The following is a 26904-nucleotide window of genomic DNA, read 5'->3' as shown; positions in this document are numbered from 1 at the left end:
GGTGCCTCCCGCCGGTGCGCACTAGAGTCGGCTCCGTCGACAGGGGAGGCCACATGCCGTTCGAAGCGCATCCGGACCGACGCAAGATCGCCTCGCTGCTCGCCATCGCAGGGGCGTTCGTCCTGAGCGGGGTGTGGCTGGCCGGGGGATTCGGGCCGGTCGAGTCGATCCGCGGCTGGTCACCGCAGGCCCTGCACGTCTTCGGCTGGATCGCGATCGTGTTCTTCGGGTTCGGCGTGGCGGTGCTCGTGCAGCGGTTGTTCTCCTCGGGTGTCGAGGTCCGCGTCGACGCCGAAGGGGTCTACGGGCGGCGCAGCGGCAACCGGGTGATTCCGTGGAGCGCCATCGAGCGCATCACCACCGTGGACGGCGGCCGGGTGCAGCTGGCGTACCTGTTCCTCAACGACGCGTCCGAGTTCGCCGGCCGCAAGAGATTGGGGGCCAAATCCTTTGGCCACGTCGCGCTGTCGTTGCAGGGCACCGACGGCAAACTCAGCGACATGCGTGCCGCGTTCGACTACTTCGCGCCGGGCAGGCGGGACGATTCCGGGAGCTAGTTGCGCATCCGCAGCACGACCGCGCCGGCCGTATGTGCTACTACTGCCTAGCATCCTGGATGAAAGGTTCCGTCATGGCCGGTCTGTACCACGCCGCTATCGTCTTCCTGATCGTCCTGACGATCGTCACCTTCGCCAGCAGCTTTTGGTTCACCAACCCCTACGGCCGCTTCGCCAGTCCGGATGACCGCTTCACGCTGCCAGGAAAGATCAGCTGGCTGATGTTCGAATGCCCGCAGTGGTGGGCCTTTACCGTGACGTTCTGGCTGGTTGCGCACTCGCATGGGGCACCGGCGATCGTGTTGTATGCACTGTGGCAGTGCCACTATCTCTACCGCGGGTTGATCTATCCGCTGAGCCGCAAGGGCGATGACAAACGGTTCCCGATCTCAGGTATCGCATTCGGCTTCATCTTCAACGCCGTCAACGGTTTTGCCAACGGTTATGCCGTGGCGCTGGCCCCGCACTTGCAACAGGAGCATTGGTTTGTCGACCCACGCTTCATCCTGGGGCTCGCCGTGGCCGTGATCGGCTGGGGGATCAATTTCCAGGCCGACCACATCCTGATCGGCCTGCGTGCCGATGGCAGCAGCGGATACAGCATCCCCTACGGCGGGGTGTATCGCTGGGTGTCTTCGGGCAACTATTTCGGTGAGCTCATCTTGTGGACGGGCTGGGCGATCATGGCCTGGACGCTTCCTGGCCTGATCTTCGTGTTCTTCTCCATCGCCAACTTGGGGCCCAGGGCGATGGCCACCCACAAGTGGTATCAGCAGAAGTTCCCCGACTACCCGCCCAATCGCAAGGCGATCATTCCCGGCGTGCTGTAGCTGTCCGCCTCAGATATAGAGGCGGACAGCGGAAATCGCGCCCCGGTCCGCGCCCTCTTTGGCGAATTCGAACAACCCCACCCCGCGTCGGCCGTCCAGGTGCACGGTCGCCGTGACGGTATGCCCGGCGGCCAGGAGCTTTTCGGCCCTTAGTTGCTGTGCTGCTGAGATGAACTCGGCAACCGAGGTCTCCGAAACACCGTCCAGGCTCAAGGTGGGATTCGGAGTCAGAAGCGCCGAAACCGCGGCGGCATCACCCTGCTCCAGCGCCGCGACGAGGTTCTCGACCCGACGCTTTCCGCGCTTTCGTACCCCGGAAAGGCCGCGCAAGAAGCCGGCGCAGCCAGAAAGCCCTTGGTGACGAAGCAGCTGGGGGCCCAGGATCACCGAGGCCAGCAGACCGCGGCCTCCCGAGGTCAGCAGCTGCCCGACCATCTTCTGCAGCTCCCAGTGCGCGAACAACCTCTGGATTTTCAGCGAGCCGTCCGGCCCCTGCGCGACCAGGTCATAGCGCAGGTGCATCGGGATATGCATGGTGACACCGGTCGACATCGTGGTGTGCACCGTGAGGTCTCGTAGTACCGACATGCCGGCGACCACATCGTTCTGCACATCAAAGGCGATGGTGTTCGGGGCAATGAAGGTGTCGAAGAAGCGCCCGATGGCGGCCGTGCCGACATGGGGGGTCGAACCGACCGGGTCGTTCACCTGGCCGTCGGCGGCGAAGATTCCGACCCATGCCGACTTATCGTGTACTGCCACAGCTTTCGGCGACTGCTCGACGGCGTCGAGCAGTGCACTGGCGCTGTGCGAAGAACGCTGGTCCGGCATCGGGATTCCTCTCGTTTCGAAAATCTCGGTACTGGTCTGGCGACTCGTGAACGGTCACCACAACATGGGAACACCGGCAAGGCCGACGAATGCGGCATCACCGGTGATGAGGGTCATCGACTCGATGATGGCCTGGGCCGCCAGCATGCGATCGAACGGGTCCCGGTGATCCCAGTCAAGCCGTCCGGCCAGTAGCGCGTGTTCCTCGGTGATCGGCAATCTGCTGGCGCCCAAGCGATCGAGATGCCTGGAATAGGCGCCAAGGATCGCGTCTGCTTGGGGGAGCTTGCCCAATCGCTGCTTGGTGGACAGTTCCCAGGCTGACACCGCCGACACGACGATCGCGACGGATCGATCGGTGAGGACTTCACGGGCGTTGCGTCCCAGGCGAGCCGGGGCCGTGAGTGCCCACAGCACAGCATGAGTGTCCAGCAGGTACGTCACTGCCATGCGGTGAGTTCTTCTTCGGGCAGTGGGTCGAAGAATTCATCAGGAACCGCGTAGGTGAGGAAGCCGAGTTCGCGATCACCTTGGTTGGCGAGCGGGACCAGGCGGGCGGCCGGACGGTCGCCGCGGGCAATGACAAACTCTTCGCCGTCCTCGACGGCGGAGATCAGCGCGGACAGGTGTGTCTTCGCGTACTGGACCTTGACCTGCTTCATGACACCCATGCTAAGTAGTTGACCAGGGTTGGTCAATGTGGTTGGTCAACCATGTGGTCAGATTGCGGTTAGGCGGTTCGTGCTCGGTATTCGTCGAACTTCCGTTCAATGACGGTTCCAGCCGGGTACGTGGACGCGATAGCCAGATTGTCATCGATGACGGCTGCGGCCCACTCGGCTGGCCATCCGCCATCGACGAGGCTCATATGCATCGCAGTGATGAGCTCGTCGCGCGTCAGCGTCAGATCCGCCACCCGTGCAGTGGTGGTTGCCCGGTGGGACGCTGCGCCGGCGAAACCGCGACTGCATCCGCAACCGCCGTTGGGATCTCGTCGGTCTCGGTCGCAGGGTTCTTGGATCCATACTGGTTCGCCTTCGACGCAGAAGCAGTAGTCGCCGCTGCGGCGGCCCTGGGTGAGCGCTGTCGCTACAAGGACTTTCATTGGGCACCTCCTGGAGACGGTGCCGAGGCTACGACTGGCCACCGACAGTCGCTCCGGAGCAGCGCCGAAGGTATCCGCGGACGGCGCAGCGGCAAGGGGGGTTCGGCTCGCTGCCCGGGCTGCCTAGTCGCGCATCCGCAGCACGACCTTGCCCGCCGCGGTGCGATTCTCCAGTGCTGCCAGCGCATCTGCGGCCCGGTCGAGGCCAAAAACATCCGGCTGCGGCGCGGCCACTACTCCGGAGGCCAGCAGCGGCTCCAACACCTCCCATTGGTGCTCCAGCTCGCCGGGATGCGACATCACCCACGCACCCCAACCGACGCCCACCACGTCGATGTTGTTGAGCAGCAGCCGGTTCACCTTCACCGTCGGAATGTCGCCGCCGGTGAAGCCCACCACCAACAGCTTCCCGCCGGGAGCCAGCGAGCGCAGCGAGTCGGTGAACCGGTCACCGCCCACCGGGTCGAGGACCAGGTCCACGCCGCGTCCACCGGTCAGCTCGGCAACCGCCTCGCGGAATCCGTCGGCGAGCACCGTGTCGGTGGCGCCGGCGGCTCGAGCCGTCTCGGCCTTGGCCTCGGTGGAGACCACCGCGATCACCCGAGATGCCCCCAGTGGCCCGGCCAGTCGGAGCGTGGAGGTGCCGATCCCGCCGGCGGCGCCGTGCACCAGCACCGTGGCGCCTTCGGTCAGCTGGCCGCGCGTGGTCAGCGCGAACAGCACCGTCAGGTCGTTGAACAGCAGACCGGCACCGGCCTCGAACGACACCGTGTCCGGCAGTTTGAACACCTGGGCGGCGGGCACCGCGATCACCTGCGCCATTCCGCCGTTGAGCATGGTCAGTACCGCCACACGGTCACCGGGGCGTACGTGCGCGCCGGCCGGGGCGCTGCGCACCACACCGGCCGCCTCGCCGCCCGGCACGAACGGCAGCTCCGGCTTGTGTTGATAGAGCCCGCGAGACTGCAGCACATCGGGAAACGCCACTCCGGCGGCGTGGATGTCGATGACCACCAGGCCCTCACCGACCGGCTCATCGAGGTCGACTACCTGGGCAGCCGCCGGTCCGTCGAGTTGTGAAATCTGTACCGCGCGCATGGGCGAACCCTTCGTCAGTAGTCCTTTCGGTGAAAACCTAGTCCACGCAGGCGTATGCTCGCGATGCGGCAGCGTTGCCGCATTTCCGATGAGGTGGCGATGAGTGCTCAACGGTCCAGTCGGCGGCGAAGTGTCGGCATATTCCCGGCAGAGCTGCCGCCGGCCCGCACCATGGCGGTCCGGGCGGCTGACGGAACAAAGCTGCACACTCAGGTCTTCGGGCCGGCCGACGGTTACCCGATCGTGCTGGCGCACGGAATCACCTGCGCCATCGGTGTGTGGGGACATCAGATTGCCGACCTGAGCGCCGATCACCGGGTGATCGCCTACGACCACCGCGGCCACGGACGCAGCGGGGTGCCCAAGCGCGGCGGATACAGCCTGACGCACCTGGCATCCGATCTGGACGCGGTTCTGGAGGCCACCCTGGCGCCGGGAGAACGGGCCGTCATCGCCGGACATTCGATGGGTGGCATGGCGATCAGTGCGTGGTCGGATCGCTACCGGCACCGCGTGCATGAACGTGCCGATGCGGTAGCGCTGATCAACACCACCATCGGCAACCTGCTGGCCGAGGTCGAACTGTTCCAGGTGCCACCGCCCCTACAGCGAGCCCGGGTGGAGGCTGCTCGTCGCGGGTTGCTGGCGTTCGGCAGCGTGCCGATCGTCGGCCCGGCGAACCTGGCGGTTCGGCGATTCGTGCACATGCTTGCGGTGGGCGATGAGGCCGATCCCTGGGTCACCTCGTTGATCTGCGACCTGTTCGCCAAGACACCGGCCGCCAGCCGCGGCCACTGGGTGCGGGCGCTCATCGACGCGCTCGGTCCGGCGTCCTTCATCAACCTCGACGGCCTGACCGTGCCCACCCTGGTCATCGGCAGCACCCGGGACCGGCTGTTGCCGCTGGCGGCCTCACAGCGAATCGCCGACGCCGCACCCAATCTCGTCCGGTTCGTCGAGGTCAGCGGGGGACACTGTTCGATCCTGGAACACCCCGCTGCGGTGAACCGGGAGCTTCGCGACCTGGTGGATCTGGCCACTGGTTCCGCAGGCGGCTTGGCGGTCGGGTCCGAGATCAGTTCATAAGGGCCTGGCGAATCGCGTTGAAAGTTCTCACTGCCCTCAGCGGGCTGACCGGTGTGGTCGATCAGGCCCGTGAGCTGCGTGACGCAGGCGTCAGCGGGGTCTTCACCTTCGAAGGCCCGCACGACGTGTTCGCGCCGCTGACCCTGGCCGCCGGTGTGGGTGGCCTGGACCTGATGACCAATGTTGCGATTGCGTTCCCACGCAACCCGATCCATTTGGCGCACCAGGCCAATGATCACCAGCTGCTCAGTGGCGGGCGATTCGTCCTGGGGCTGGGCACGCAGGTGCGTGCGCAGATCGAGAAGCGTTTCGGCGCCGCCTTCGACCGGCCGGTGGACCGCATGGTCGAACTCGTTGCGGCGCTGCGGGCGATCTTCGATTCCTGGAACACCGGCTCCCGCTTGGATTTTCGCGGCGACTACTACCGGCACACGCTGATGACGCCGACGTTCAGCCCCGGGCCGAACGCGTACGGGCCACCACCGATCTATGTCGGCGCGCTGGGGCCGCGGCTGACTCGTGCTGCTGCCGCGCACGCCGATGGACTGCTGGTGATGCCGTTCTCCACCAAGCGATTCCTGCATGAGAGCACCATGTCCGAGGTGCGCGCGGGGCTTACCCAAGCGGGAAGGCGTGCCGAGGATTTCGCGGTGGTGCCCGAAGTCATCGTGGCCACCGGCGCCACCGATGCCGAGCGGGAGGCGGCCGAAGCCGCCACCCGGATGTTGCTCGGCTTCTACGCGTCGACTCCGGCGTACGTCCCGGTGCTGGCCGCACACGGCTGGCAGGATTTGCAGCCCGAACTCAACGCACTGTCCAAGCAGGGGCAATGGGCGCAGATGGGTGCACGGATCACCGACGAGATCCTGCACACCATCGCCGCGTGCGGTACGCCGGAGCAGGTGGCCGCGCACATCCGTGACAGGGTCGACGGAGTCGCCGACACCGTCTGCGTCTACCAGGCGGCTCCGATCGCCCCGGCGGTTGTCGGGGCGATCGTCAGCGAATTGTCTTAGGGGCTAGGCGCTAGGGAGCCATGGTGACCCAGTCGGGGAACCCCGTCGGGTCATGCCGGCCCAGCACACCGTGCTCGTAGAGTCCCCAACCCTCGACCGGGGCGGCGTCGCCCTCGCGGCACACCGCGCGCCCCACGTGGTCGATCATCCCGAAGCTGGTGCGCCCGAGGATGCCCGGATCGGTCATGTCATAGGTCAGGCGCTCGGTGAACTTCTCGCCCTTCCACTCGCCGTGCAGCCAGTCGATGTCGCCGCCGTAGCCGCCGCCGACGTGAATGGGCACCGGAAGTTTGGATTCCACCTCGAACACGACCGGAGTGCCGTCCGGGCGCGTGGCCTCGATGGTGGCTCCGGTGGCGATGCGGGTGCCGGCACGGTAGCGAGTGGAGATCCGCGGCCAACCCAGTTGTTCGACGCGCCCGTCGCGCCAGACTCGGCTGCAGTCGTTGAGCGAGCGGAAGCCGTTCGGCTCCTCCTGGATGATCATCACCACCGCGAAGTCCTCGAACGCCATCGGCAGATACAGCCACCACATGCCGTCGAACGGCGGATCGGCGGGGCGGCCGGCCGGTTCGCGTTCACCGACCGGGCGGATGCCCCAGGAGCGGTCGCGTGAGCCGATCCAGACCGCCGGATCGACGGCGATCTCCTCGCCATCGACCACGATCTGTCCACTCCACGAGCCCAATTGAGCGAAGCGCTGCGCGTCCAGGGTCACCCTGTTGCCGGTCCGCAGGATGTGCCGCTGCTCCTGCACCGGGTCGAACAGACCCTCCCAGCGCAGATCGAGTGCGATGCCCTCGGTCTCGTCCATGACCACCCGCAGGGAGCGCAGTGGATCGGTGACCTCGATGCGGTAGGCGCCGATGCGCTGGTTGAGCCGGTCTTGGTCGATGGCGTCGGACAGGTGCACTGCGGTCTGGGTGTCGCCGCGGCGGACCAGCACGTAGGCGTCTTTGACGCCGAGGTTCGGGTAGTAGCCGCACCCGGTGATCAAGAAGATGTCCCCGGTGCGGTCGTGGGCATTGAGATAGCACCGGTCGTAAAAATTGCGATCCGAGGAGCCCGGCCAGGCGATCGGTTGCGGCAGTTGGTGAACCGGGAATTCGTCGAGTGGCCCCAACATCAGCTCTGTTCTCCGATCAACTTCTTGAGCAATCCGGCGTGATAGAACAACGATTCGGGGTCTTCCGGCTTCTCCATCTCCCCGAAATGCACCCGACGGGCCCCGGTGCGCATGAACACGATCGCCCACATCACGCCGGCGTAGACGTAGAACCAGTGCAGGTCACCGAGCTCGACGCCGGTGAGCTTCTGGTAGGTGGCCCGCACGTCGTCCTCGCGCAGCACCTGCGGAAGCCCAGGGAGTCCGGCGAGCCCAGCGAGTTCCTCGAACACCAAGTGCGCGAAGATGACCCACGACACGTCCAGCTCGCGCGGCCCCAGTGCCACCATCTCCCAGTCCAGCACGGCGACCGGACGGAAGTCGCGGTAGAGCACGTTGCCGACCCGTGAGTCGCCCCAGCACAACACCGTCTCGCCGGCGGCCACATCATCCGGCCAGTTTTCCTCCAGCCAGGCGAAGGCGCGGTCCAACAGCGGCGAGCGCCCCATGTCGGGCACCGCGAACTCGTACCACTGCCGCACCCCCTCGAAGTGGCGGCGCAGCGCGGTGGCCCCGAGCGCCCCCTCGTCAAGGAAGGCGAAAGTCTGCTCCGCATCACCGATGGCGTGCAGCTTGGCGAGCACCTCGACGGTGGAGTCCTGCAGGGTCCGCTGCTGCTCGGCTGACGCGTCGGCGAACCAGTTGCCGCCGAAGGTGTAGGGCATGACGTCGGGTGGCACCTCGCCGTCGATGCGGTCCATCAGGAAGAACGGCCGGTCCAGCACGTCGCCGGTCGGTTCGATCCAACGGACTTTCGGCACCGGGACGTTGGTGAGCTCACCCACCAGCCGCATCACCTCGAACTGGTGGTCAAGCCGGTAGTGCGGGAACACCGGCACGTCTTCCGCGGCGGGCGCCACCCGCATCACCCAACGCTGTTCGACCGGGGCGCCGTCGGCCGTCCAACGTCCGGTGAGCATGATCGTTTCCGACGACATGCCGTTGGTGTCGACACCGCTTTCCACGGTGATATCCGGCGCGGCCGCTCCGGGCAACTGGGTGGCAAGCCAGCCAGACATTACCGTGGGCAGTGTGGTGACATCGCGGCTAGAACGTTGGATCCGGCCGACGTCTTTTTCCACAGTCGGTTGCTCGACCACGGTTGTATCCTCCGTTAAGGTAATTACGATACGACAGGTAGCGTTATGAAAGCAGAACCATCAGCCGTTGACAAGGGGTCCGGCGCCGGACGGCCCCGTGATACCCGCATTGACGGTGCCATATTGCGGGCCGCCGCGGAACTGGTTGTCGAAGTCGGATATTCGAATCTGAGCCTGGCGGCCGTCGCCGAGCGCGCTGGCACGACCAAGACCGCGTTGTACCGCCGGTGGCCCAGCAAGGCCGAACTGGTGCACGAGGCCGCCTTCTCAGTGCCACCGAGCGCCGTGACGGCGCCCCCGGGCGACGTGTCCGGCGACCTGACGGCAATGATGGCCGGCGCGCGCGATGCCTTCACCAGCCCGGTAGTGCGGGCCGCCCTGCCCGGCCTGATCGCCGACATGGCCCGCAACGCCGAGCTGACCGAGCGCATCCTGGAACGTTTCCAGGGCCTATTCGAGGTGATGCGCCACTGGGTGGCCGATTCGGTGAGCCGCGGCGATGCGCGCACCGACGTGGACCCCGACCGGCTCGTCGAAATTATCGGCGGCGCAACCTTGCTGGCAATGATGTTGCGCCCCGACGACGATCTCGACGATGACTGGGTGCGACGGATCGCCGACATCATCGCCCACGGTGTGATGGCATAGACCCATGGCTCAAACTGTGGGGTCCACCGAGCCGCAGCCCTTTCCGCAAGACTGGGCCTCGTTGCTGGTGTTGGTGCCGCACCCGGACGATCCCGAATACGGCGTCGCCGCCGCGGTGGCGAAGTGGACCGCCGCGGGCAAGACCGTCCGCTACGCCCTGGCCAGCAGTGGGGAAGCGGGCATCGCCGGCATGGAGCCGGGGCAGGCCGGACCGCTGCGCGAGGATGAGCAACGGCGGGCGGCGGCCATCGTCGGGGTTTCTCATGTTGACTTCTGGGGCTTCCCGGACAGCGACATCCACAACTCGCCGGAGTTGCGCGCCAAGATCGCAGCGGTGATCGGCGAGTTCCGACCCGACGTGGTGGTGGCGATCTACGGCGGCGCGGAGTTCGGGCCGGGCATGCCCAACCAGCGCGACCACATCGAATTCGCCGCCGCCGTCACCGATGCCTGGGACACGTGCGAGGACAAGCCGCGCTGGCTGTTCCAAGGCGGACCGGGGCCCACCCATGTCGAGGATGTGGAGGCCTACCTCGATGTCGCGACGGAGTCCTTGGCCGCCCACGACGTGTACCTGTCGGTGCTCGACCCGGACACACCGGTGCGCGAGCAGGCGCGTCGGGTGGTCGACATGACGACCTCGGCCCAACCCGGTCGCCGGGTGGCCGGGTTCCGCCTGCATCGCAGCACCGTCTCATGACCGACACCACGACGGCGCTGCGGATCGGCGTGCTCGGGGCGGCGCGGATCACCCCGGATGCACTGCTCAAACCTGCCGCCGCCAACCCTGAAGTCGTGGTGAGCGCAGTGGCTGCGCGCGACATCGGCCGCGCCCGTTCCTTCGCCGCCAAACACGGCATCGGCCGGGTGCACGACAGCTACAACGCACTGATCGCCGACCCCGAGGTCGATGCCATCTACAACCCGCTGCCGAACCACCTGCACGGCAGATGGACCCGCGCCGCACTGGACGCCGGCAAGCACGTGCTGTGCGAGAAGCCGTTCACCGCCAACGCCGAGGAAGCCCGCGAGATCGCCGCGGTGGCCGCGGGCTCCGACCGGGTGGCGATGGAGGCATTCCACTACCGATACCACCCGATGACCGAGCGCATCGAAGAGATCATCGCCTCGGGCGAACTGGGGGAGCTGCGCCAGGTCCACACCGCACTGAGCTTTCCGCTGCCGCGCTTCTCCGATATCCGCTATCACTATGCGCTGGCCGGCGGGGCATTGATGGACGCCGGCTGCTATGCCGTGCATATGGCCCGTACCTTCGGCGGAGCTACCCCGGAAGTTGTTTCCGCGCAGGCGAAGCTGCGTGACCCACTCGTGGACCGGGCCATGACGGCGCAGCTTCGGTTTCCCGCCGGGCACACCGGGAGCATCCGCTGCTCGCTGTGGTCATCGAACCTGTTGCAGATCAGCGCCCGGGTGATCGGCGAACACGGTGAGCTGCGGGCGCTCAACCCGCTGATGCCGCAGTACTTCCACCGGTTGCGGGTCAGCTCGCCCAAGGGCAAGCGCGTCGAGCGTTTCACCCATCGGGCGTCCTACGCCTACCAACTCGATGCGTTCGCCGACGCCGTGCTGCGTGGCGTGCCGGTGCGCACCACCCCCGACGACGCGATCGAGAACATGACCGTCATTGACGCGATCTACACCGCCGCCGGTCTACCCCTGCGCGAGCCGGGCTGATCTGCTGGGCCGTCTCGGTCACGCCCTGTGGCCCGGTTCGAGATCGTCGATGTCGGAAAGCAACAGCAGGTCCTGGTCGCCTTGGGCGGCATATCCGGCCACGGGTTCCAACAGGTAGCCCATGTGGTCGCCGAGGTCGATCCGACGCAGCGTCTTGCCGACGAACCATGCCGGCGCATCGTCGAGGATCGGCATTCCCGCCGGACCGCTGTGCCAGGAGCAGCGCGCGAACTTGTCGATCTCGTCGCCGGTCTGACCGCCGAACAGCCGGGCCAGCTCGATATCGCGGCGCACCAGGACGTGAACGGCCAGGTGTTCGGCCTCGGCTGCCACCTCGAAGGTGTGGTTGCGCTTGGACATTCCCACCAGAAACCTCGGCGGCTCGATGCTGGTCTGGGTGGCGAACCCGACCAGACAGCCCGACGCGCGCTCATCGGTCGCCGTGGTCACCACGAACATGGTGTAGTCCAGCATGGTGACCAGCTGCTGAATCGGGTCGTCGTGCATCTGTCCATGATGTACCCGCCGCGCGACGGGCGGGCTGGATTACTGCGCGAATTGCGTTGCAGCGTCCACCAGGTCGAGCAGTGGCTGCGGCAGTACCCCCAACAGCACCGTGATCGCGGCGCACAGCGCGATTGCCGCCTTGCTCCATACGCTGGGCAGCACCAGGTGCGGTGGGTCGGCGGGGGAGTCGGTGAAGAACATCAACACGATGACCCGGACGTAGAAGTAGGCGGCGACGCCGCTGGCGATCACGCCGACCACCACCAGTGGTGCCGCGCCACCCTCGGCGGCAGCCTTGAACACCGCGAACTTGCTGATGAACCCACTGGTCAGCGGGATGCCTGCGAACGCCAGCAGGAACATCGAAAACAGCAGGCCCACAACGGGGTAACGCCGTCCCAACCCGGCCCACCGAGACATGTCGAGTTCCTCTTCGCCGCTGGCGCTGCGGATCAGGTTCACCACCGCGAAGGCACCCACCGTGGAGAAGCTGTAGGCGACCAGATAGAACAGCGTCGCGGAGATACCTGCCGGGATCGCGGACAGCACACCGGTCAGCACAAAGCCCGCGTGGGCTATCGAGGAGTAGGCCAGCATCCGCTTGATCTCGGTCTGGGTGATCGCGGCGATGGTGGCGACCACCATGGTCAGTACCGCGATCAGCCACAGCAGCGGCCGCCAGTGGTCATGCAGCGCGGGCAGCGCAACGTAGAGGATCCGCAGCATCGCCCCGAACGCGGCGACTTTGGTGGCCGCCGCCATGAAGCCGGTGATCGGCGTCGGCGCACCGACGTAGACGTCGGGAACCCACGAATGGAACGGCACCGCGCCGACTTTGAAGAACAAGCCCACCAGGATCAGTCCAGCGCCGATCAGCGCCAGCGGGTCGTTGCTGTGGGCGAACAACTGCTCGCCGATATCCGTCAGCGTCAGCGTCCCGGTGGCGCCGTAGAGCAGTGCAGCGCCGAACAGGAACAGCGCCGAGGAGAATGCGCCCAGCAGAAAGTATTTCAGCGCCGCTTCCTGCGAGAGCAGACGGCGGTAGCGGGCCAGCCCGCACAGCAGATACAGCGGCAGGGAGAGTACCTCCAGCGCCACGAACATGGTGACCAGGTCATTGGCGGCGGGGAACACCATCATGCCGCCGATCGCCAGCACGGTCAGCGGGAACACCTCGGTCTGGGTCACCCCGGCGCGCGCCGCGTCGAGTTCGGCGACGCTGTCCGGGACCGCCGACGCCTGCGGAGTGAACGCGTCTAGACCTGGGTGTACGGGGCTTGCGGGCGCCGTCGCCGCGCCCGGACCTTCGGGAACGCCTGCGCCGATGTTGCGCTCGGAGATGAACAGCACGGCCATGATCCCGACCAGCACGATGGTGCCCTGTAGTACCAGTGCCGGCCCGTCGACGGCCACCGCGCCCAGCACCGCGACGCGACCGCCGGTCGGCAGGTCGCGGCCCACCTCGACAATGGCGGCGAACGCGGCGGCCAGGCCGCCGACCGCGAGCAGGACCTGCATCACGTAGCGCGCCCGGCGCGGGATGAACGCCTCGAAGAGCACGCCGGTCACCGCGGTGCCGAAAACGATCAGCAGCGGCAGCAGAAGGCTGTATTCGACGGATGGAACTGGCATGCCCGCCATGGTCAGTGCGCCCCCTCAGCGGTCAGCGGTGCCGGATCGGTCTGACCGATCGTGGTCAGGGTGTGCTCGACGCCCGGATTGATGATGTCCAGCGCGGGTTTGGGGTAGAAGCCGAGGAACAGCAGCAGCGCGATCAACGGTGTGACGACCAGCAATTCTCGTGGCACCAGGTCGCGGATGCGTTCGTTGCCTGGCGTGACTGGGCCGGTCATCACTCGCTGATACAGCCAGAGCATGTAGATCGACGACAACACCAGCGCCGTGGAGCCGACCGCCGCCGCCACCCAATACCGGTTGAACGTGCCGATCAAGACCAGGAACTCACTGATGAACGGAGCCAGTCCGGGCAGCGACAGGGTGGCCATGGCGGCGACCATGAAGGTGCCGGCCATCACCGGTGCCACCTTCTGCACGCCGCCGTAATCCGAGATCGCCCGGGCGCCGTCGCGCCGGGCGACCAGGAATCCGGCGATCAGGAACAGCGCCGCCGTCGACAACCCGTGGTTGAGCATGTACAGCGTCGAGCCGCTCTGCCCCTGGCTGGTCATCACGAAGATGCCCAGAATGATGAATCCGAAGTGCGAGATCGAGGTGTAGGCGATCAACCGCATCATGTCGCGCTGGCCGATCGCCACCATTGCGCCGTAGACCACCCCGATGACCGCCAGCACGATGATGGCCGGGCGGAAATACGTTGAGGCGTCGGGGAACAGCTGCAGGCAGTACCGCAGCATCCCGAAGGTCCCCACCTTGTCCATCACCGCCATCATCAGCACCGCGGTCGCCGGGGTGGATTCCACCGCCGCGTCGGGCAGCCACCGGTGCAGCGGCCACAGCGGGGCCTTGACCGCGAAGGCGAACATGAAGCCGGCGAACAGCAGCTTGAGGACGCCCGGATCCACGGTGGTCGTGGCCGGGGAGAACATCGAGACCAGTTCGCGGAAGTCGAAGGTGCCGCCGGAGGCGCCGTCGCCGGAGCTCACCACGTACACCCCGATGACCGCGGCCAGCATGATCAGGCCACCGAACAGGTTGTACAGCAGGAACTTCAGGGCCGCTTGAGAGCGCTTCGCGCCGTTCCCGAAACCGCCGATCATGAAGTACATCGGGATCAGCATCGCCTCGAAGAACACGTAGAACAGCAGCACGTCCAGCGAGACCAGTGAGATCAGCACCATCGCCTCGACGGTCAGTGTCAGCGCCGCGAACGCGTGCGGGCCGCGGCCTGACGATCGCCAGCGCGGCGGAGCCGGGCGCAGCGGGTCGTCAGCATCGGCACTGCGCTCGGCTCTCTCACCGTCGTTCCAGCCGGCCAGCATCAGCAGCGGCACCAGCCCGGCGGTCAACAACGCCAGGATCACCGCGATGCCGTCCACCCCGAGCGTGTAGCTCGCGCCGAATGCCGGTATCCAGGCGTGGGATTCGACGAACTGGTAGGGCGCGGCAACCGGAGTCGTGTCGAACCCGACGGTGACCACGATCGCCACCGCCAGCGTGGCAAGGCTCACCACCAGGCCGGTCCACTTCGCCAGCCCAGCTAGGCGGGCCGGCAACACGATGACCAATCCGGCGCCGACCAGCGGTACCAGCCACAGCAGGCTCAGCCAGGGCACGCTGGTGTTCGCGTTCACAGCTGCACCGCCATCACGAGTGCGATGACCAGGACCGTGCCGGCCAGCATTGTCAGCGCGTAGGAGCGCACGAACCCGGTCTGCAGACGCCGCACCAGATATGAGGCGATCGCCACCAGTCCCGCCGTCATGTTGACCGAGCCGTCCACCACCCGGTCGTCGACGCCGACCAGGCCTTGTGCCAGTCGGTTACCCGGACGCATGAGCACCTCCTCGTTGAAGGCATCGCCGTAGAGATACTTGCGGGCCGCCACCGTCAGTGCCGACACGTCGGTGGGCGCGGTGATCGGTATCGGCTTGCGGCCGTACATGTTGAAGGCCACCGCGACACCGAGCAGGACGATTCCCAGGGTGATCGCGCCGGTGAGCCAGGCCGGGATGACATGCGCCGCTTCGTGGTCGGCAACCGCAGCCACCGAGCTGACCACCGGCTCCAGCCAGTGCTCCAGGCGTCCGCCGATGGCCAGTGCGGCGCCGGCGAACACGGCGCCCAGAGCCAGCACGATCATCGGCCAGGTCATCACCCGCGGGGACTCGTGCGGGTGCTGCAGCGCGCGCTCGGCGCTCACCTCGGAATCGTCGGCGGCCCAGCGGCGCTCGCCACCGAACGTCATCAGCATCACCCTGGTCATGTAGAAGGCGGTGATGCCGGCGCCCAGGATCGTGACGGCCCCCAGCACCCAGCCGCGCGTGCCGCCGGAGGCCAGCGCGGCCTCGATGATGGCGTCCTTGGACCAGTAGCCGGCGAACGGCGGCACCCCGATGATCGCCAGGTAACACAGCCCGAACGTCGCGAACGTCACCGGCATGAAGCTGCGTAGGGCGCCGTAGCGGCGCATGTCCTGTTCGTCGTTCATCCCGTGCATCACCGAACCCGAGCCCAGGAAGAGGCCGGCCTTGAAGAAGCCGTGGGTGAGCAGGTGCATGATCGCCACCGCGTAGCCGGCCGGACCCAGGCCCGCGGCCAGCACCATGTAGCCGATCTGGCTCACCGTGGAGGCGGCCAGGGCGCGCTTGATGTCGTCGTTGGCGCAGCCGATGATCGCACCGAACAGCAGCGTGACCGCACCGACCACGACCACCGCCAACCGGGCGTCTGGGGACAGGTCGAACACCGGTCCGGAGCGCACGATCAGATACACCCCGGCGGTCACCATGGTGGCGGCGTGGATCAGCGCCGAAACCGGGGTGGGGCCCTCCATCGCGTCGAACAACCAGGCCTGCAACGGAACCTGCGCGGACTTGGCGCAGGCACCCACCAGCAGCAGCAGACCGATGGCGGTGGTCAGCCCGCTGGGGCCGGCATCGCCGACCGCGCCGAACAGTCCGTCGTAGGACAGCGTGCCGAATCCCGCGAACATCACGAACATGGCCAGCGACAGCCCGATGTCACCGACTCGATTGGACACGAAAGCCTTCTTGCCGGCCGCTGCCGCCACCGGCTTGGCGTACCAGAAGCCGATCAGCAGGTAGGACGCCAGACCGACACCTTCCCAGCCCACGTAGAGGCCCAGGTAGTTGTCGGCGACCACCAGCAGCAGCATCGCCGCGACGAACAGGTTCAGGTAGGCGAAAAAGCGTCGGCGGTCGGGGTCGTGCTTCATGTAGCCGGTCGAATAGATGTGGATCAACGCGCCGACACCACTGATCAACAACACGAAGCAGATCGACAGCTGATCGATCAGCACCCCAAAATCGACGTGCAGGGCACCGACCGGCACCCAGCTGAACAGGTGTGTGTGAATCGCCCGGTCGTCGCCGTCGCGGCTGAGCATGTCGGCCAGCAGTACCAGCCCGATCCCGAACGAGCCGAGCACGGTGGCGCACGCCAGCAGATGTCCCCACCGGTCGGTTCGGCGCCCGCCGAGCAACAGGATCAGCGCGCCGGCCGTCGGCAGGGCCACCAGCAGCCAGCTCAGCTGACTCAGATTCGTCATAGAGCTCCCCAACTCCTAGCCGCGCAGTAGGTTCGCGTCGTCGACCGAGGCGGATCGCCGGGCCCGGAAGATCGTCATGATGATGGCCAGGCCGATCACCACCTCACAGGCGGCGACGACCATGGTGAAGAACGCGACCATCTGGCCGTCGAGCTGGGAGTGCAGGCGCGAGAAGGTGACGAACGCCAGGTTGGCGGCGTTGAGCATCAGCTCGACACACATGAACATCACCAGCGCGTTGCGCCGCAACAGCACTCCGGTGGCGCCGATGGTGAACAACATCGCCGACAGGTACAGGTAGTTCTCCGGATTCACTGGTCCGACTCCTCGGTGTTCGCGTGCGCAGCGTTGCCGGTGGCGCCGACCCAGCGGTGCGTCAAGGTGTCCGACACCGACAGCTCGGAGTAGGTCCCGTCGGGCAGGCGCGCGGCGATGTCGACGGCGTTGTGCCGGGCGTAGACGCCCGGGGTGGGCAGCGGCGTCGCCCGCCGGCCGGATTGGAAGCGCTGGATGGACAGCTCCCGCTGGGTCATTCGCGGCCGCAGCCGCTCGCGGTGCGTCAGCACCATCGCGGCGAGCACCGCGGTGATCAGCAACGCACTGGTGAGCTCGAACGCCCACAGGTAGCGGGTGAAGATCAGTGCCGCCAGTCCCTCGACGTTGTGCTGGCTCAGGTCTGCCGAGCCGGTACCGGCCGCCGTCGGCGTGCCGATGCTGCTCAGGTGCATTGTCGCGCTGCCGATCCCGGCGATCAGCAGCATCCCGAAGCCGATCCCGGCGAGCGTGGCGGCGACCCGCTGGCCGCGCAAGGTCTCCACCAGGGACTCGGCGGAGTCGACGCCGATGAGCATCATCACGAACAGGAACAGCATCATTACCGCGCCGGTGTAGACGACGATCTGCACCACGCCGAGGAACATCGCGTCCTGGACGAAGTAGAACACCGCCAGGATCAGCATCGTCATCGCCAGAAACAGTGCCGAATACACCGCCTTCGCGGCGCTGACGACGCCGATGGCACCGACGACGGCGATGGCGCCCAGAATCCAGAACGCCACCGCCTCCCCGGTGGAGGTGGCCACGACGATGTCGGTGGCGAGCAGGGTGGTGCCCATCAGGCTTTGCCCTGCTTCACCCGGTCGAGCATCACGAACAGGTCCGGGTCCGCATCGAGCCCGGCCGGGCTGACTCTGCCCAAGTAGTAGTCCTTTTCGGTGGCACCGGGCGGCATCGCGTGCGGCGGGGCGATCATGTCGGGTTCCAGCGGCGCCAGCAACTGGTCACGCTCCAAGATCAGCTCGGCACGGTTGTCGGCGGCCATTTCGTACTGGTTGGTCATGGTCAGTGCGCGGGTGGGGCAGGCCTCGATGCACAGGCCGCAGCCGATGCAGCGCAGGTAGTTGATCTGGTAGACGCGGCCGTAGCGCTCACCGGGGGAGAAGCGCTCCTCGTCGGTGTTGTCCGCGGCCTCAACATAGATGGCGTCGGCCGGGCAGGCCCACGCGCACAACTCGCAGCCGATGCACTTCTCCAGCCCATCCGGATGCCGGTTGAGTTGGTGGCGGCCGTGGTAGCGCGGCGCCGTCGGTTTCTTGTGTTCGGGGTAGCCGTCGTTGATCGGCCGTTTGAACATCGTCTTCCAGGTGACCCCGAACCCGGCCAGGGCGTCTCGCAGACTAGCCATTGACGTCCTCCTTGACCCGCGATGAACTGCGTTGTGGCAGCGGTGGTGTCGGGAATGAGCCTTCGGATGCGACGGCCGGAGCCGGCGGCGCTGGTTCGTCGAGGCGACTGTTCAGCGCACTGAACTTGCGATGCAGTGCCAGTAGCAGCACCACCGTGGTCAGCGTGCTCATCGCGGCCAGTGCCAGCTGCCAGTGTTCGTAGCCGTCGTTGCGCAGGCTGCGCATCACTGCCGCGAGCAGCACCCAGGCCAGCGCCACCGGGATCAGGATCTTCCAGCCCAGCGCCATGAACTGGTCGTAACGCAGCCGGGGCAGGGTGCCCCGCAGCCAGATGTAGACAAAGATAAAGCCCCACAGTTTGACGGTGAACCACAGCAGCGGCCACCAGCCGGTGTTTGCGGCCGGCCACATGTTGAACGGGAACGGAGCGTGCCAGCCACCGAGGAACAACGTGACGGCGACGGCCGAAACCGTGGTCATGTTGATGTATTCGGCGAGGAAGAACAGCGCGAACTTCAGCGACGAATATTCGGTGTGGAAGCCACCGACCAGCTCGCCTTCGGCCTCGGGCAGATCGAACGGTGCCCGGTTGGTCTCACCCACCATCGCGGTCAGATACACCATGAACGACGGCATCAACAGGAACGCGAACCACACCCGATCCTGGGCCGCCACGATGCCCGAGGTTGCCATCGTCCCGGCGTAGAGGAACACGGACGCGAACGCCAGACCCATCGCGACCTCGTAGGAGATCACCTGGGCGGTGGAGCGTATTCCGCCGATCAGTGGATATGCGGATCCGGACGACCAGCCGGCCAGGACGATCCCGTAGACCCCGATCGAGGACATCGCCAGGACGAACAACACCGCGATCGGCAGGTCCGCCAGCTGTAAGGCGGTGCGGTGACCGAAAATGCTGACCTCCGGCCCGAGCGGGATCACTGCGAATGCGGTGATCGCCGGCACCGTCGAGATGATCGGCGCCAACGTATAAATCGCCCGGTCGACGTTGAAGGGGGTGATGTCCTCCTTGAGCGCCAGCTTGATCGCATCGGCCAGGCTCTGCAGCCAACCTTTGGGTCCGACCCGGTTGGGGCCGGGGCGCATCTGCATGCGGCCCACGACTTTTCGTTCGATGACGATCGCCAGGACCACCGTCAGAATCAGAAACACGAAGACGCCCAGCGCCTTGGCCAGCATCAGCCACCACGGATCGGTCATGATCTGCGTCCAATCTGTACCGTCGCGCCGGGGGTGACCCCCAGATCCCGGTGCACTGCCGAGTCACGCGAATTCATCGGCAGCCACACCACGTTGTCCGGCATCTCGGTGGTGGCCAGCGGCAGGGTGATACTGCCGTGCTTGGTGCTGACGGTGACCGGCTCGCCTTCGGCCACACCGATGTCGGCAGCCGTGGCCGCCGACGTGCGCGCCACCGGAGTGCGTGCGGTGCCGGCCAGGTTCGGCTCACCGTCCTGCATCCGCCCCTCGTCCAGCAGCATTCGCCAGCCGGCCAGCACGGCTTGGCCGGCGCCGGGCTGCGGCGGTGAGCCCGCGGCGACGTCGGGTCCGGCGACTCGCTCGCCGGACCAGGCGCCCAGCCCCGCCAGCTCGTCGCGCGCCGCTTCCAGCGTGGACAACCCCAACGCGACGCCCATCTCCTCGGCGATCACGTCGAGTATCCGCCGGTCGGGCAGGGCGCCGGTGTCACCCAGTGCGACACCGAACCGCCGGTGGCGGCCCTCCCAGTTGACGTACGTGCCGGACTTCTCGGCCGCGGCAGCGACCGGGAGCACCACATCGGCGCGCTCGGTGACATCGCTGTGCCGCAACTCGAGGCTGACCAGGAACTCGACCTCGTCCAGGGCCGCCAACGCCGCCGCCGGGTCGGCCAGATCGGTCGGCTCCACCCCGCCGACCACCAGTGCCCCCAGCTTCCCGTCGGCCGCGGCGACCAGGATGGCGTCGGTGTCGCGGCCGGTCTGCGACGGCAGGTCGTCGGGGCCGCCGAGACCCCAGCTTTGCGCGACCTCGGCCCGCGCCGCCGGGTCACCCAGCGGACGTCCACCGGGGAGCAGGCCGGCCAGCGCACCGGCATCCAGTGCGCCGCGTTCCCCGGCTCGGCGGGGCACCCAGGCCAGCTTCGCGCCGGTGGCATCGGCCAGCCGAATCGCCGCCGACAGTGCTCCCGGTGAGGCGGCCAGCCGTTCGCCGACCAGCACCACTGCCCCGGGTTGGCGAAGCGCCTGTCCGATATCACCGGTGTGCAGGCCGTCCAGCGCGGCGGCCTCGCCAGCGGGAACGACTGCCAGCAGGGTCCCGAACATCTTGGTCAACCCGCGATCGGCGAACGGCGCCAGGCTGAACACCTTGGTGGCGTTCTTTCGGGCCGCCTTGCGCAGCCGCAGGAAGACCATCGGTGCCTCTTCTTCGGGCTCCAGACCGGCCAGCAACACCACCGGCGCGGCCTGCAGATCGGCGTAGCTGACCTCGATCCCGCGGCCCGCCACCCGGGCCGCCAGGAACGCGGCTTCCTCGGCGGACTGCGCGCGAGCCCGGAAGTCGATGTCATCGCTGTGCAGCGCCACCCGGGCGAACTTGGCGTAGCCGTAGGCGTCCTCGGCCGACACCCGCCCGCCGACCAGCACGCCGGTGCGTCCACGTGCCGCGGCCAGGCCGCGCGCCGCCACCGCCGCCGCGTGCGGCCAGGAGGTCGGGACCAGGTTCCCGCTGTCGTCGCGGACCATCGGTGTGGTGATCCGGTCGCTCTGGGTGGCGTAGGTGAAGGCCCAGCGGCCCTTGTCGCAGTTCCACTCCTCGTTGACGTCCGGGTCTTCGCCGGCCATCCGCCGCATCACCTTGCCGCGACGGTGGTCGGTGCGTTCGGCGCAGCCGCCGGCGCAGTGCTCGCAGACGGTCGGTGTGGAGACCAGGTCGAACGGGCGGGCCCGGAACCGGTAGGAGGCGCCGGTAAGAGCGCCCACCGGGCAGATCTGCACCGTGTTACCCGAGAAGTAGGAGTCGAACGGCGTGTCGGTGTAGATACCGACCTGCTGCAGGGCGCCGCGATCCATCATCTCGATGAATTTGTCCCCGGCGATCTCGTTGGCGAACCGCGTGCAGCGGGCGCACAAGATGCAGCGGTCTCGGTCCAGCAGCACCTGCGAGGAGATGTTGATCGGCTTGGGGTAGTGGCGCTTGGTCTCTTCGAAACGAGTCTCGGTGCGGCCGTGCGACATCGCCTGGTTCTGCAGCGGGCATTCACCGCCCTTGTCGCAGGTCGGGCAGTCCAGCGGGTGGTTGATCAGCAGCAGTTCCATCACCAGGTGCTGGGCCCGATCGGCCTCGGCGGAGGTGTGCTGGGTGCGCACCACCATGCCGTCGGTGGCGGCCACCGCGCATGACGGCTGCGGCTTGCGTTGGCCCTCCACCTCGACCATGCACTGCCGGCACCAGGCCACCGGGTCCAGCAGCGGGTGGTCGCAGAATCGCGGGACCTCGATGCCCAACTGTTCCGCGGCCCGGATGATCAAGGTGCCCTTGGGAACCGTGATCTGTTGGTCGTCGATGGTGAGGGTCACCGACTCCTGACCGTCCGGTTGAGAAGTTTGAGTCACGCCACACCGCCTGCTGCTCCACCTGGCACGAACATGCTCGCTTTCGGGTCGAACGGGCAGCCGCCCTCGAGGTGGGCGATGTATTCGTCACGGAAGTACTGGATCGACGACTTCACCGGCATCGCCGCGCCATCACCCAAGGCGCAGAAGGATTTTCCGAACAGTACGTCGGCGATGTCGAGCAGGGTGTCGAGGTCTTCCGGTGTTCCACGGCCGGCTTCCAGTCGTTCGTAGATCGGCACCAGCCAGTAGGTGCCCTCACGACACGGCGTGCACTTGCCGCAGGACTCGTGTTTGTAGAACTCCGACCAGCGCCCCGCCGCGCGCACCACGCAGGTGGTCTCGTCGAAGATCTGTAATGCCTTGGTGCCCAGCATCGACCCCACCGACGCCATGCCCTCGTAGTCCAGCGGGATGTCGAGGTGTTCCTCGGTCAGGATTGGTGTCGACGAGCCGCCCGGCGTCCAGAACTTCAGCCGATGCCCGTCGCGTATCCCGCCGGCATAGCCGAGCAGTTCGCGCAGCGTGATACCCAGCGGCGCCTCGTACTGCCCGGGCCGGTTGACGTGCCCGGACAGCGAATACAGGGTGAATCCACGGGATTTCTCGGTGCCCATCGACCGGAACCACTCCGGCCCGTTGCGCAGGATGGACGGCACACTGGCGATCGATTCGACGTTGTTGACCACCGTCGGCGAGGCATACAGCCCGGCCACCGCGGGGAACGGTGGGCGCAGCCGGGGCTGGCCCCGATAGCCCTCCAACGATTCGATCAGCGCGGTCTCCTCACCGCAGATGTAGGCGCCCGCCCCGGCGTGCACGGTGATATCCAGGTCGAAGCCGCTGCCACCGATGTCGTTGCCCAGCAGCCCCGCCGCATACGCCTCGGCGACCGCCGCCTGCAACCGGCGCACCACCGGCAGCACCTCGCCGCGGATGTAGATGAACGCGTGACGGGCACGGATCGCGTAACAGCACACGATCATGCCCTCGATGAGCACATGCGGTGTCGCCATCAGCAGCGGCATGTCCTTGCAGGTGCCGGGCTCGGACTCGTCGGCATTGACCAGCAGGTAGTGCGGCTTTGCCGCTGCCCCCTCGTCGCCTTGGGGGACAAAGGACCACTTGGTTCCGGTGGAGAACCCGGCGCCGCCTCGGCCACGCAACCCGGAGTCCTTGACCAGTTCGATGACCTCGTCGGGCGTCATCGCCAGCGCACGCTTCATCCCTGCGTAGCCGTCGTGGCGGCGGTAGGTCTCCAGCGTCCAGGACTCGGGTTCGTCCCAGTAGCTGCTCAGCACCGGCGTCAGCGGTGTGCCCTCGGGCAGTGTTCCTTTGGTAAGGGTCATTTCGCACCCCTATCGGCGTTGCGGCCGGGCTCCGGTGCCGTCATCTTGTGCTCGCGCGCCACCTGCAGGCCGGCCAGCGTCGCCGCGCCGGCACCGCCTTGGCCGTCGTCGGCGCGTTCGTCGGGGAAGCCGGCGAGAATCCGCTCGGTGGCGGCGAAACTGCACAGCGGCATCCCGCGGGTGGGTCGCACCTCGGCGTCGTCGCGCAATTTGTCGACGAGCTCGCGTGCCGATTCCGGTGTCTGGTTGTCGAAGAATTCCCAGTTGACCATCACCACCGGCGCGTAGTCGCAGGCGGCGTTGCACTCGATGTGCTGCAGGGTGACCGATCCGTCGGCGGTGGTCTGATCGTTGCCGACGCCCAAGTGCTCTTTGAGGCCGTCGTAGATGGCGTCGCCGCCCATCACCGCGCACAGCGTGTTGGTGCAGACTCCGACCAGGTACTTGCCGGTGGGGTCACGCCGGTACATCGAATAGAACGATGCGACCCCGGCGACGTCGGCGCTGGTCAGCCCGAGCAGCTCCGCGACGAACGACAGCCCTGCCGGCGTGACGTAGGTGTCCTGTGCCTGTACCAGATGCAGCAGCGGCAGGATCGCTGAGCGCGGCTGTGGGTAGCGGCCGATGATCTCTTTGGCGTCGGCTTCCAGCTGGGCTCGCACGTCGGGGGAGTAGCTGGTCGGAGCGCCGGGATGGTTGAACTGATTGGGTTCTTCTGGCTGCCGGCCCAACTGCAGGAAGACCCGCTTGCCGTCGGTCCCGGCGGTCGGCGGCATCAACCGGCCGCGCCCGGTCTTGTTGACGCCGGCCTGGTCGATCTCGCCGCCCGACGCGCTCACCGGTCTACCCCGCCCATGACCGGGTCGATGCTGGCGACGGCGGCGATCACGTCGGCGATCAGCCCGCCCTCGCTCATGGCGGCCACCGCCTGCAGGTTGGTGAACGACGGATCCCGGTAGTGCACCCGGTAGGGGCGGGTACCGCCGTCGCTGACCATGTGTACCCCCAGTTCGCCGCGGGGCGACTCGACCGAGACGAACACCTGCCCCGGCGGCACCCACAGATCCTCGGTGACTCGCTTGAAGTGGTGGATCAGCCCTTCCATCGAGTGGCCCATGATCCAGCCGATGTGCTCACGGGAGTTGCCCTGCCCGTCCGGGCCGATGGTCAGGTCGCCCGGCCAGGCGATCTTGCGGTCGGAGACCATCACCGGCCCGGGGCGCAGCTTGTCCAGACACTGTTCGACGATTTTCAGGGACTCCTTGATCTCTGCGATGCGGATCAGGTAGCGGCCGTAGGCATCACAGCCGTCATCGGTGATCACCTCGAACTCGTAGTCCTGGTAGCCGCAGTAGGGTTCCGCACGTCGCACGTCATAGGGCAGGCCCGTCGAGCGCAGCACCGGGCCGGTGATGCCCAGCGCCATGCAGCCGGTCAGGTCCAGGTAGCCCACGCCCTTGGTACGGGCCTTCCAGATGTAGTTTTCGGTCAGCAGGTCCTCGATGTCCTTGAGTCGCTTCGGCATCAGCTTGAGGAAGTCGCGGATCTGCGGGACTGCGTCATCGGGCAGATCCACCGACACGCCGCCGGGGCGGACGTACTGGTGGTTCATCCGCAGCCCGGTGATCGCCTCGAAGATGTCGAGCACCAGCTCACGTTCGCGGAAGCCGAACAGCATCACGGTGAGCGCGCCGAGCTCCATTCCGCCGGTGGCAAGCGCGACCAGGTGCGAGGACATCCGATTGAGTTCCATCATCAAAACCCGGATGACACTGGCACGTTCGGGGATGTCGTCGGTGATACCGAGCAGTTTCTCCACGCCGAGGCAGTAAGCGGCCTCGTTGAAGAACGGCGACAGATAGTCCATTCGGGTCACGAACGTGACGCCCTGGGTCCAGTAGCGGCTTTCCAGATTCTTCTCGATACCGGTGTGCAGATAGCCGATGCCGCACCGGGCTTCGGTCACGGTCTCGCCTTCGAGTTCCAGAATCAGCCGCAACACGCCGTGCGTCGACGGGTGCTGGGGTCCCATGTTGACGACGATGCGCTCTCCGGGATCGGCGGCCTTGGCTGCCTCCACCACCTGATCCCATTCTTGCCCACCGACGTTCAGGACGGTGTGCGGTGTGTCGGTGCTCATTACTTGTAAGCCCTCCGCTGGTCCGGCGGCGGTATCTGCGCGCCCTTGTATTCGACCGGGATGCCGCCCAACGGATAGTCCTTGCGCTGCGGGTGGCCGTGCCAGTCGTCGGGCATCTCGATCCGGGTCAGCGAGGGGTGGCCGTCGAAGATGATCCCGAAGAAGTCATAGGTCTCGCGTTCATGCCAGTCGGTGGTGGGGTAGATCGCGAACAGCGATGGAATATGCGGATCTGCATCGGGGGCAGCGACTTCCAGACGGACGCGGCGGTTGTGGGTGATGGACCGCAGCGGGTAGACCGCATGCAACTCGCGGTCGGCGTCACCGGGGTAGTGCACACCGGAGACCCCGAGGCTCAGTTCGAAGCGCAGGTCCGGCTCGTCGCGCAGCAGCTGGGCCACCGCCGGCAGCTGCGCGCGAGGGACATACAGCGTCAGCTCGTCGCGGTACACCACCACCTTCTCGACAGCGTCGGCGAACTCGATTCCGTTGCGCTGCAGGGCCGCGGTGAGGGTGTCGACGAGCTCGTCGAAGTAACCGCCGTAGGGCCGAGGGGTCTCGCCGGGGAGTGCTGCCTCGGTCACCAGGCGTCCGTATCCGGACGTGTCGCCGGTGCCCGTCGCGCCGAACAGGCCGTGACGGACCTTGATCACGTCTTCGGGGCCGGTTTGGCCCTCTCCGCTCGCCTCGCTCACCGCAGCAACCCCCTCATCTGCCAGGTAGACGGGGCCGACAGGGCCGCCTCCTCCGTAGCGGTGATCACCTGTTCCCGGTTGGCACCCAAGGGCATCGAGCGAATCTTCTCGTGCAGCTTTAGGATTGCGTACATCAGCATCTCCGGCCGGGGCGGACAACCGGGCAGGTAGATGTCGACCGGGACGACATGGTCCACACCTTGAACGATCGCGTAGTTGTTGAACATTCCGCCCGACGACGCGCATACGCCCATCGACAGCACCCACTTGGGCTCCACCATCTGGTCGTAGATCTGGCGAAGCACCGGTGCCATTTTCTGGCTGACCCGGCCTGCGACGATCATCAGATCGGCTTGGCGCGGTGAGGCCCGGAAAACCTCCATCCCGAACCGGGACAGGTCGTAGTCGGGCGCCATCGTCGACATCATCTCGATCGCGCAACAGGCCAGGCCGAAGGTCGCCGGCCAGAGTGACCCGGTGCGGAAGTACCCGGCCAGGTCTTCCACGGTGGACAGCAGGAGTCCGCTCGGCAGCTGCTCTTCTAATCCCATGTCTAGGCCCGCCTACTCCC

At 66.7% G+C, this 26904-nt stretch carries 28 protein-coding genes; 7 read left to right on the top strand and 21 right to left on the bottom strand.

From position 1 onward, the window contains the following. Positions 1-53 precede the first annotated feature (53 nt). Positions 54-557: an STM3941 family protein gene (locus ACKY0W_RS15325; protein WP_409434760.1), complete on the top strand. Its 504-nt coding sequence runs from the start codon at positions 54-56 to the stop codon at positions 555-557. Between the two features lie 74 nt (positions 558-631). Then, positions 632-1387 (top strand): 3-oxo-5-alpha-steroid 4-dehydrogenase, encoded by a 756-nt coding sequence (locus tag ACKY0W_RS15320; RefSeq protein ID WP_409434759.1) that lies wholly within the window; start codon positions 632-634, stop codon positions 1385-1387. Between the two features lie 9 nt (positions 1388-1396). On the opposite strand, the gene ACKY0W_RS15315 is transcribed toward ACKY0W_RS15320, so the two are convergent. From ACKY0W_RS15315 to ACKY0W_RS15295, 5 genes are all read right to left on the bottom strand, one after another. Beyond that, on the bottom strand, positions 1397-2218 hold the full coding sequence (locus tag ACKY0W_RS15315; protein ID WP_409434758.1) for a nuclear transport factor 2 family protein: 822 nt from the start codon (positions 2216-2218) through the stop codon (positions 1397-1399). Between the two features lie 54 nt (positions 2219-2272). Then, a complete protein-coding gene (locus tag ACKY0W_RS15310; protein ID WP_409434757.1) occupies positions 2273-2668 on the bottom strand; it encodes a type II toxin-antitoxin system VapC family toxin in 396 nt (131 codons plus the stop codon). After that, entirely contained in the window at positions 2659-2880 is a 222-nt protein-coding gene (locus ACKY0W_RS15305; RefSeq protein ID WP_409434756.1) for a type II toxin-antitoxin system Phd/YefM family antitoxin, read from the bottom strand. Before ACKY0W_RS15305 ends, ACKY0W_RS15310 begins: the two co-directional genes overlap by 10 nt. 68 nt (positions 2881-2948) lie before the next feature. Continuing rightward, positions 2949-3134, bottom strand: a complete 186-nt coding sequence (locus ACKY0W_RS15300; protein WP_409434755.1) for a hypothetical protein — start codon at positions 3132-3134, stop codon at positions 2949-2951. Between the two features lie 312 nt (positions 3135-3446). After that, positions 3447-4421, bottom strand: coding sequence for an NADPH:quinone oxidoreductase family protein (locus tag ACKY0W_RS15295; protein WP_409434754.1), 975 nt, complete (start codon positions 4419-4421; stop codon positions 3447-3449). A gap of 99 nt (positions 4422-4520) precedes the next feature. Here ACKY0W_RS15295 and ACKY0W_RS15290 point away from each other — a divergent pair, with 99 nt between their 5' ends. Then, on the top strand, positions 4521-5507 hold the full coding sequence (locus ACKY0W_RS15290) for an alpha/beta fold hydrolase (protein WP_409434753.1): 987 nt from the start codon (positions 4521-4523) through the stop codon (positions 5505-5507). Between the two features lie 17 nt (positions 5508-5524). Further along, positions 5525-6523 carry a TIGR03617 family F420-dependent LLM class oxidoreductase gene (locus ACKY0W_RS15285; RefSeq protein ID WP_409434752.1) on the top strand — a complete coding sequence of 333 codons (999 nt, stop codon included), beginning with the start codon at positions 5525-5527 and terminating at the stop codon, positions 6521-6523. Positions 6524-6533: 10 nt separating this feature from the next. On the opposite strand, the gene ACKY0W_RS15280 is transcribed toward ACKY0W_RS15285, so the two are convergent. Further along, positions 6534-7649: a hypothetical protein gene (locus tag ACKY0W_RS15280; RefSeq protein ID WP_406757566.1), complete on the bottom strand. Its 1116-nt coding sequence runs from the start codon at positions 7647-7649 to the stop codon at positions 6534-6536. Further along, a complete protein-coding gene (locus ACKY0W_RS15275; protein WP_409434751.1) occupies positions 7649-8788 on the bottom strand; it encodes a phosphotransferase family protein in 1140 nt (379 codons plus the stop codon). The genes ACKY0W_RS15280 and ACKY0W_RS15275 overlap by 1 nt, the downstream gene beginning before the upstream one ends. Before the next feature lie 45 nt (positions 8789-8833). On the opposite strand from ACKY0W_RS15275, the gene ACKY0W_RS15270 reads away from it, so the two are divergent. Genes ACKY0W_RS15270 through ACKY0W_RS15260 form a run of 3 tightly spaced genes read left to right on the top strand, consistent with a single transcriptional unit; the run spans position 8834 to position 11131 of the window. Beyond that, entirely contained in the window at positions 8834-9436 is a 603-nt protein-coding gene (locus tag ACKY0W_RS15270) for a TetR/AcrR family transcriptional regulator (protein WP_409434750.1), read from the top strand. Between the two features lie 4 nt (positions 9437-9440). Further along, on the top strand, positions 9441-10136 hold the full coding sequence (locus ACKY0W_RS15265; RefSeq protein ID WP_409434749.1) for a PIG-L deacetylase family protein: 696 nt from the start codon (positions 9441-9443) through the stop codon (positions 10134-10136). Then, a complete protein-coding gene (locus tag ACKY0W_RS15260) occupies positions 10133-11131 on the top strand; it encodes a Gfo/Idh/MocA family protein (RefSeq protein ID WP_409434748.1) in 999 nt (332 codons plus the stop codon). The genes ACKY0W_RS15265 and ACKY0W_RS15260 overlap by 4 nt, the downstream gene beginning before the upstream one ends. An 18-nt stretch (positions 11132-11149) precedes the next feature. Here the strand turns inward: ACKY0W_RS15260 and ACKY0W_RS15255 are convergent, their stop codons facing one another. The 14 genes from ACKY0W_RS15255 to ACKY0W_RS15190 are packed head-to-tail and all read right to left on the bottom strand — an operon-like array spanning position 11150 to position 26884. After that, a complete protein-coding gene (locus ACKY0W_RS15255; RefSeq protein WP_409434747.1) occupies positions 11150-11638 on the bottom strand; it encodes a flavin reductase family protein in 489 nt (162 codons plus the stop codon). 39 nt (positions 11639-11677) lie between these two features. Beyond that, entirely contained in the window at positions 11678-13279 is a 1602-nt protein-coding gene (gene nuoN, locus ACKY0W_RS15250) for an NADH-quinone oxidoreductase subunit NuoN (protein WP_409434746.1), read from the bottom strand. 2 nt (positions 13280-13281) lie between these two features. Beyond that, a complete protein-coding gene (locus ACKY0W_RS15245; RefSeq protein WP_409434745.1) occupies positions 13282-14910 on the bottom strand; it encodes an NADH-quinone oxidoreductase subunit M in 1629 nt (542 codons plus the stop codon). After that, entirely contained in the window at positions 14907-16847 is a 1941-nt protein-coding gene (gene nuoL, locus ACKY0W_RS15240; protein ID WP_409434744.1) for an NADH-quinone oxidoreductase subunit L, read from the bottom strand. Before nuoL ends, ACKY0W_RS15245 begins: the two co-directional genes overlap by 4 nt. Positions 16848-16862: 15 nt before the next feature. Beyond that, the gene (nuoK, locus tag ACKY0W_RS15235) at positions 16863-17162 is read right to left on the bottom strand and encodes an NADH-quinone oxidoreductase subunit NuoK (RefSeq protein WP_308483848.1); all 300 of its coding nucleotides are present in this window, start codon (positions 17160-17162) and stop codon (positions 16863-16865) included. Next, complete coding sequence (locus tag ACKY0W_RS15230) at positions 17159-17962, bottom strand: NADH-quinone oxidoreductase subunit J (protein WP_409434743.1); 804 nt, start codon at positions 17960-17962, stop codon at positions 17159-17161. The genes nuoK and ACKY0W_RS15230 overlap by 4 nt, the downstream gene beginning before the upstream one ends. Further along, the gene (nuoI, locus tag ACKY0W_RS15225; protein WP_308483846.1) at positions 17962-18531 is read right to left on the bottom strand and encodes an NADH-quinone oxidoreductase subunit NuoI; all 570 of its coding nucleotides are present in this window, start codon (positions 18529-18531) and stop codon (positions 17962-17964) included. The genes ACKY0W_RS15230 and nuoI overlap by 1 nt, the downstream gene beginning before the upstream one ends. Next, entirely contained in the window at positions 18524-19753 is a 1230-nt protein-coding gene (gene nuoH / locus ACKY0W_RS15220) for an NADH-quinone oxidoreductase subunit NuoH (RefSeq protein WP_409434742.1), read from the bottom strand. Before nuoH ends, nuoI begins: the two co-directional genes overlap by 8 nt. Beyond that, positions 19750-22149, bottom strand: coding sequence for an NADH-quinone oxidoreductase subunit G (locus ACKY0W_RS15215; RefSeq protein WP_409434741.1), 2400 nt, complete (start codon positions 22147-22149; stop codon positions 19750-19752). Before ACKY0W_RS15215 ends, nuoH begins: the two co-directional genes overlap by 4 nt. Then, positions 22146-23498, bottom strand: a complete 1353-nt coding sequence (nuoF, locus tag ACKY0W_RS15210) for an NADH-quinone oxidoreductase subunit NuoF (protein ID WP_409434740.1) — start codon at positions 23496-23498, stop codon at positions 22146-22148. The genes ACKY0W_RS15215 and nuoF overlap by 4 nt, the downstream gene beginning before the upstream one ends. Beyond that, positions 23495-24274, bottom strand: a complete 780-nt coding sequence (gene nuoE, locus ACKY0W_RS15205) for an NADH-quinone oxidoreductase subunit NuoE (protein ID WP_409437801.1) — start codon at positions 24272-24274, stop codon at positions 23495-23497. Before nuoE ends, nuoF begins: the two co-directional genes overlap by 4 nt. A gap of 59 nt (positions 24275-24333) precedes the next feature. Then, positions 24334-25638, bottom strand: coding sequence for an NADH dehydrogenase (quinone) subunit D (nuoD, locus tag ACKY0W_RS15200; protein ID WP_409434739.1), 1305 nt, complete (start codon positions 25636-25638; stop codon positions 24334-24336). Further along, the gene (locus ACKY0W_RS15195) at positions 25638-26333 is read right to left on the bottom strand and encodes an NADH-quinone oxidoreductase subunit C (protein ID WP_409434738.1); all 696 of its coding nucleotides are present in this window, start codon (positions 26331-26333) and stop codon (positions 25638-25640) included. The genes nuoD and ACKY0W_RS15195 overlap by 1 nt, the downstream gene beginning before the upstream one ends. Then, positions 26330-26884 (bottom strand): NuoB/complex I 20 kDa subunit family protein, encoded by a 555-nt coding sequence (locus ACKY0W_RS15190; protein WP_024442466.1) that lies wholly within the window; start codon positions 26882-26884, stop codon positions 26330-26332. The genes ACKY0W_RS15195 and ACKY0W_RS15190 overlap by 4 nt, the downstream gene beginning before the upstream one ends. Positions 26885-26904: the final 20 nt, after the last annotated feature.

The sequence above is a fragment of the Mycobacterium sp. SMC-14 genome (assembly GCF_046250075.1).
GTDB lineage: Bacteria > Actinomycetota > Actinomycetes > Mycobacteriales > Mycobacteriaceae > Mycobacterium.
Note: the sequence above shows the minus strand (reverse complement) of the source record. Positions and strands in the feature narration are given on the sequence as shown.

What these genes read in the sequence shown, in the direction of transcription:
- ACKY0W_RS15325 (WP_409434760.1), top strand. Translation starts at nt 54, where the DNA reads ATGCCGTTCGAAGCGCATCCGGACCGACGCAAGATCGCCTCGCTGCTC.
- ACKY0W_RS15320 (WP_409434759.1), top strand. Translation starts at nt 632, where the DNA reads ATGGCCGGTCTGTACCACGCCGCTATCGTCTTCCTGATCGTCCTGACG.
- ACKY0W_RS15315 (WP_409434758.1), bottom strand. Translation starts at nt 2,218, where the DNA reads ATGCCGGACCAGCGTTCTTCGCACAGCGCCAGTGCACTGCTCGACGCC.
- ACKY0W_RS15310 (WP_409434757.1), bottom strand. Translation starts at nt 2,668, where the DNA reads ATGGCAGTGACGTACCTGCTGGACACTCATGCTGTGCTGTGGGCACTC.
- ACKY0W_RS15305 (WP_409434756.1), bottom strand. Translation starts at nt 2,880, where the DNA reads ATGAAGCAGGTCAAGGTCCAGTACGCGAAGACACACCTGTCCGCGCTG.
- ACKY0W_RS15295 (WP_409434754.1), bottom strand. Translation starts at nt 4,421, where the DNA reads ATGCGCGCGGTACAGATTTCACAACTCGACGGACCGGCGGCTGCCCAG.
- ACKY0W_RS15290 (WP_409434753.1), top strand. Translation starts at nt 4,521, where the DNA reads ATGAGTGCTCAACGGTCCAGTCGGCGGCGAAGTGTCGGCATATTCCCG.
- ACKY0W_RS15280 (WP_406757566.1), bottom strand. Translation starts at nt 7,649, where the DNA reads ATGTTGGGGCCACTCGACGAATTCCCGGTTCACCAACTGCCGCAACCG.
- ACKY0W_RS15270 (WP_409434750.1), top strand. Translation starts at nt 8,834, where the DNA reads ATGAAAGCAGAACCATCAGCCGTTGACAAGGGGTCCGGCGCCGGACGG.
- ACKY0W_RS15265 (WP_409434749.1), top strand. Translation starts at nt 9,441, where the DNA reads ATGGCTCAAACTGTGGGGTCCACCGAGCCGCAGCCCTTTCCGCAAGAC.
- ACKY0W_RS15260 (WP_409434748.1), top strand. Translation starts at nt 10,133, where the DNA reads ATGACCGACACCACGACGGCGCTGCGGATCGGCGTGCTCGGGGCGGCG.
- ACKY0W_RS15255 (WP_409434747.1), bottom strand. Translation starts at nt 11,638, where the DNA reads ATGCACGACGACCCGATTCAGCAGCTGGTCACCATGCTGGACTACACC.
- nuoN (WP_409434746.1), bottom strand. Translation starts at nt 13,279, where the DNA reads ATGGCGGGCATGCCAGTTCCATCCGTCGAATACAGCCTTCTGCTGCCG.
- nuoL (WP_409434744.1), bottom strand. Translation starts at nt 16,847, where the DNA reads ATGACGAATCTGAGTCAGCTGAGCTGGCTGCTGGTGGCCCTGCCGACG.
- ACKY0W_RS15230 (WP_409434743.1), bottom strand. Translation starts at nt 17,962, where the DNA reads ATGGGCACCACCCTGCTCGCCACCGACATCGTCGTGGCCACCTCCACC.
- nuoI (WP_308483846.1), bottom strand. Translation starts at nt 18,531, where the DNA reads ATGGCTAGTCTGCGAGACGCCCTGGCCGGGTTCGGGGTCACCTGGAAG.
- nuoH (WP_409434742.1), bottom strand. Translation starts at nt 19,753, where the DNA reads ATGACCGATCCGTGGTGGCTGATGCTGGCCAAGGCGCTGGGCGTCTTC.
- nuoF (WP_409434740.1), bottom strand. Translation starts at nt 23,498, where the DNA reads ATGACCCTTACCAAAGGAACACTGCCCGAGGGCACACCGCTGACGCCG.
- nuoE (WP_409437801.1), bottom strand. Translation starts at nt 24,274, where the DNA reads ATGCCGCCGACCGCCGGGACCGACGGCAAGCGGGTCTTCCTGCAGTTG.
- nuoD (WP_409434739.1), bottom strand. Translation starts at nt 25,638, where the DNA reads ATGAGCACCGACACACCGCACACCGTCCTGAACGTCGGTGGGCAAGAA.
- ACKY0W_RS15190 (WP_024442466.1), bottom strand. Translation starts at nt 26,884, where the DNA reads ATGGGATTAGAAGAGCAGCTGCCGAGCGGACTCCTGCTGTCCACCGTG.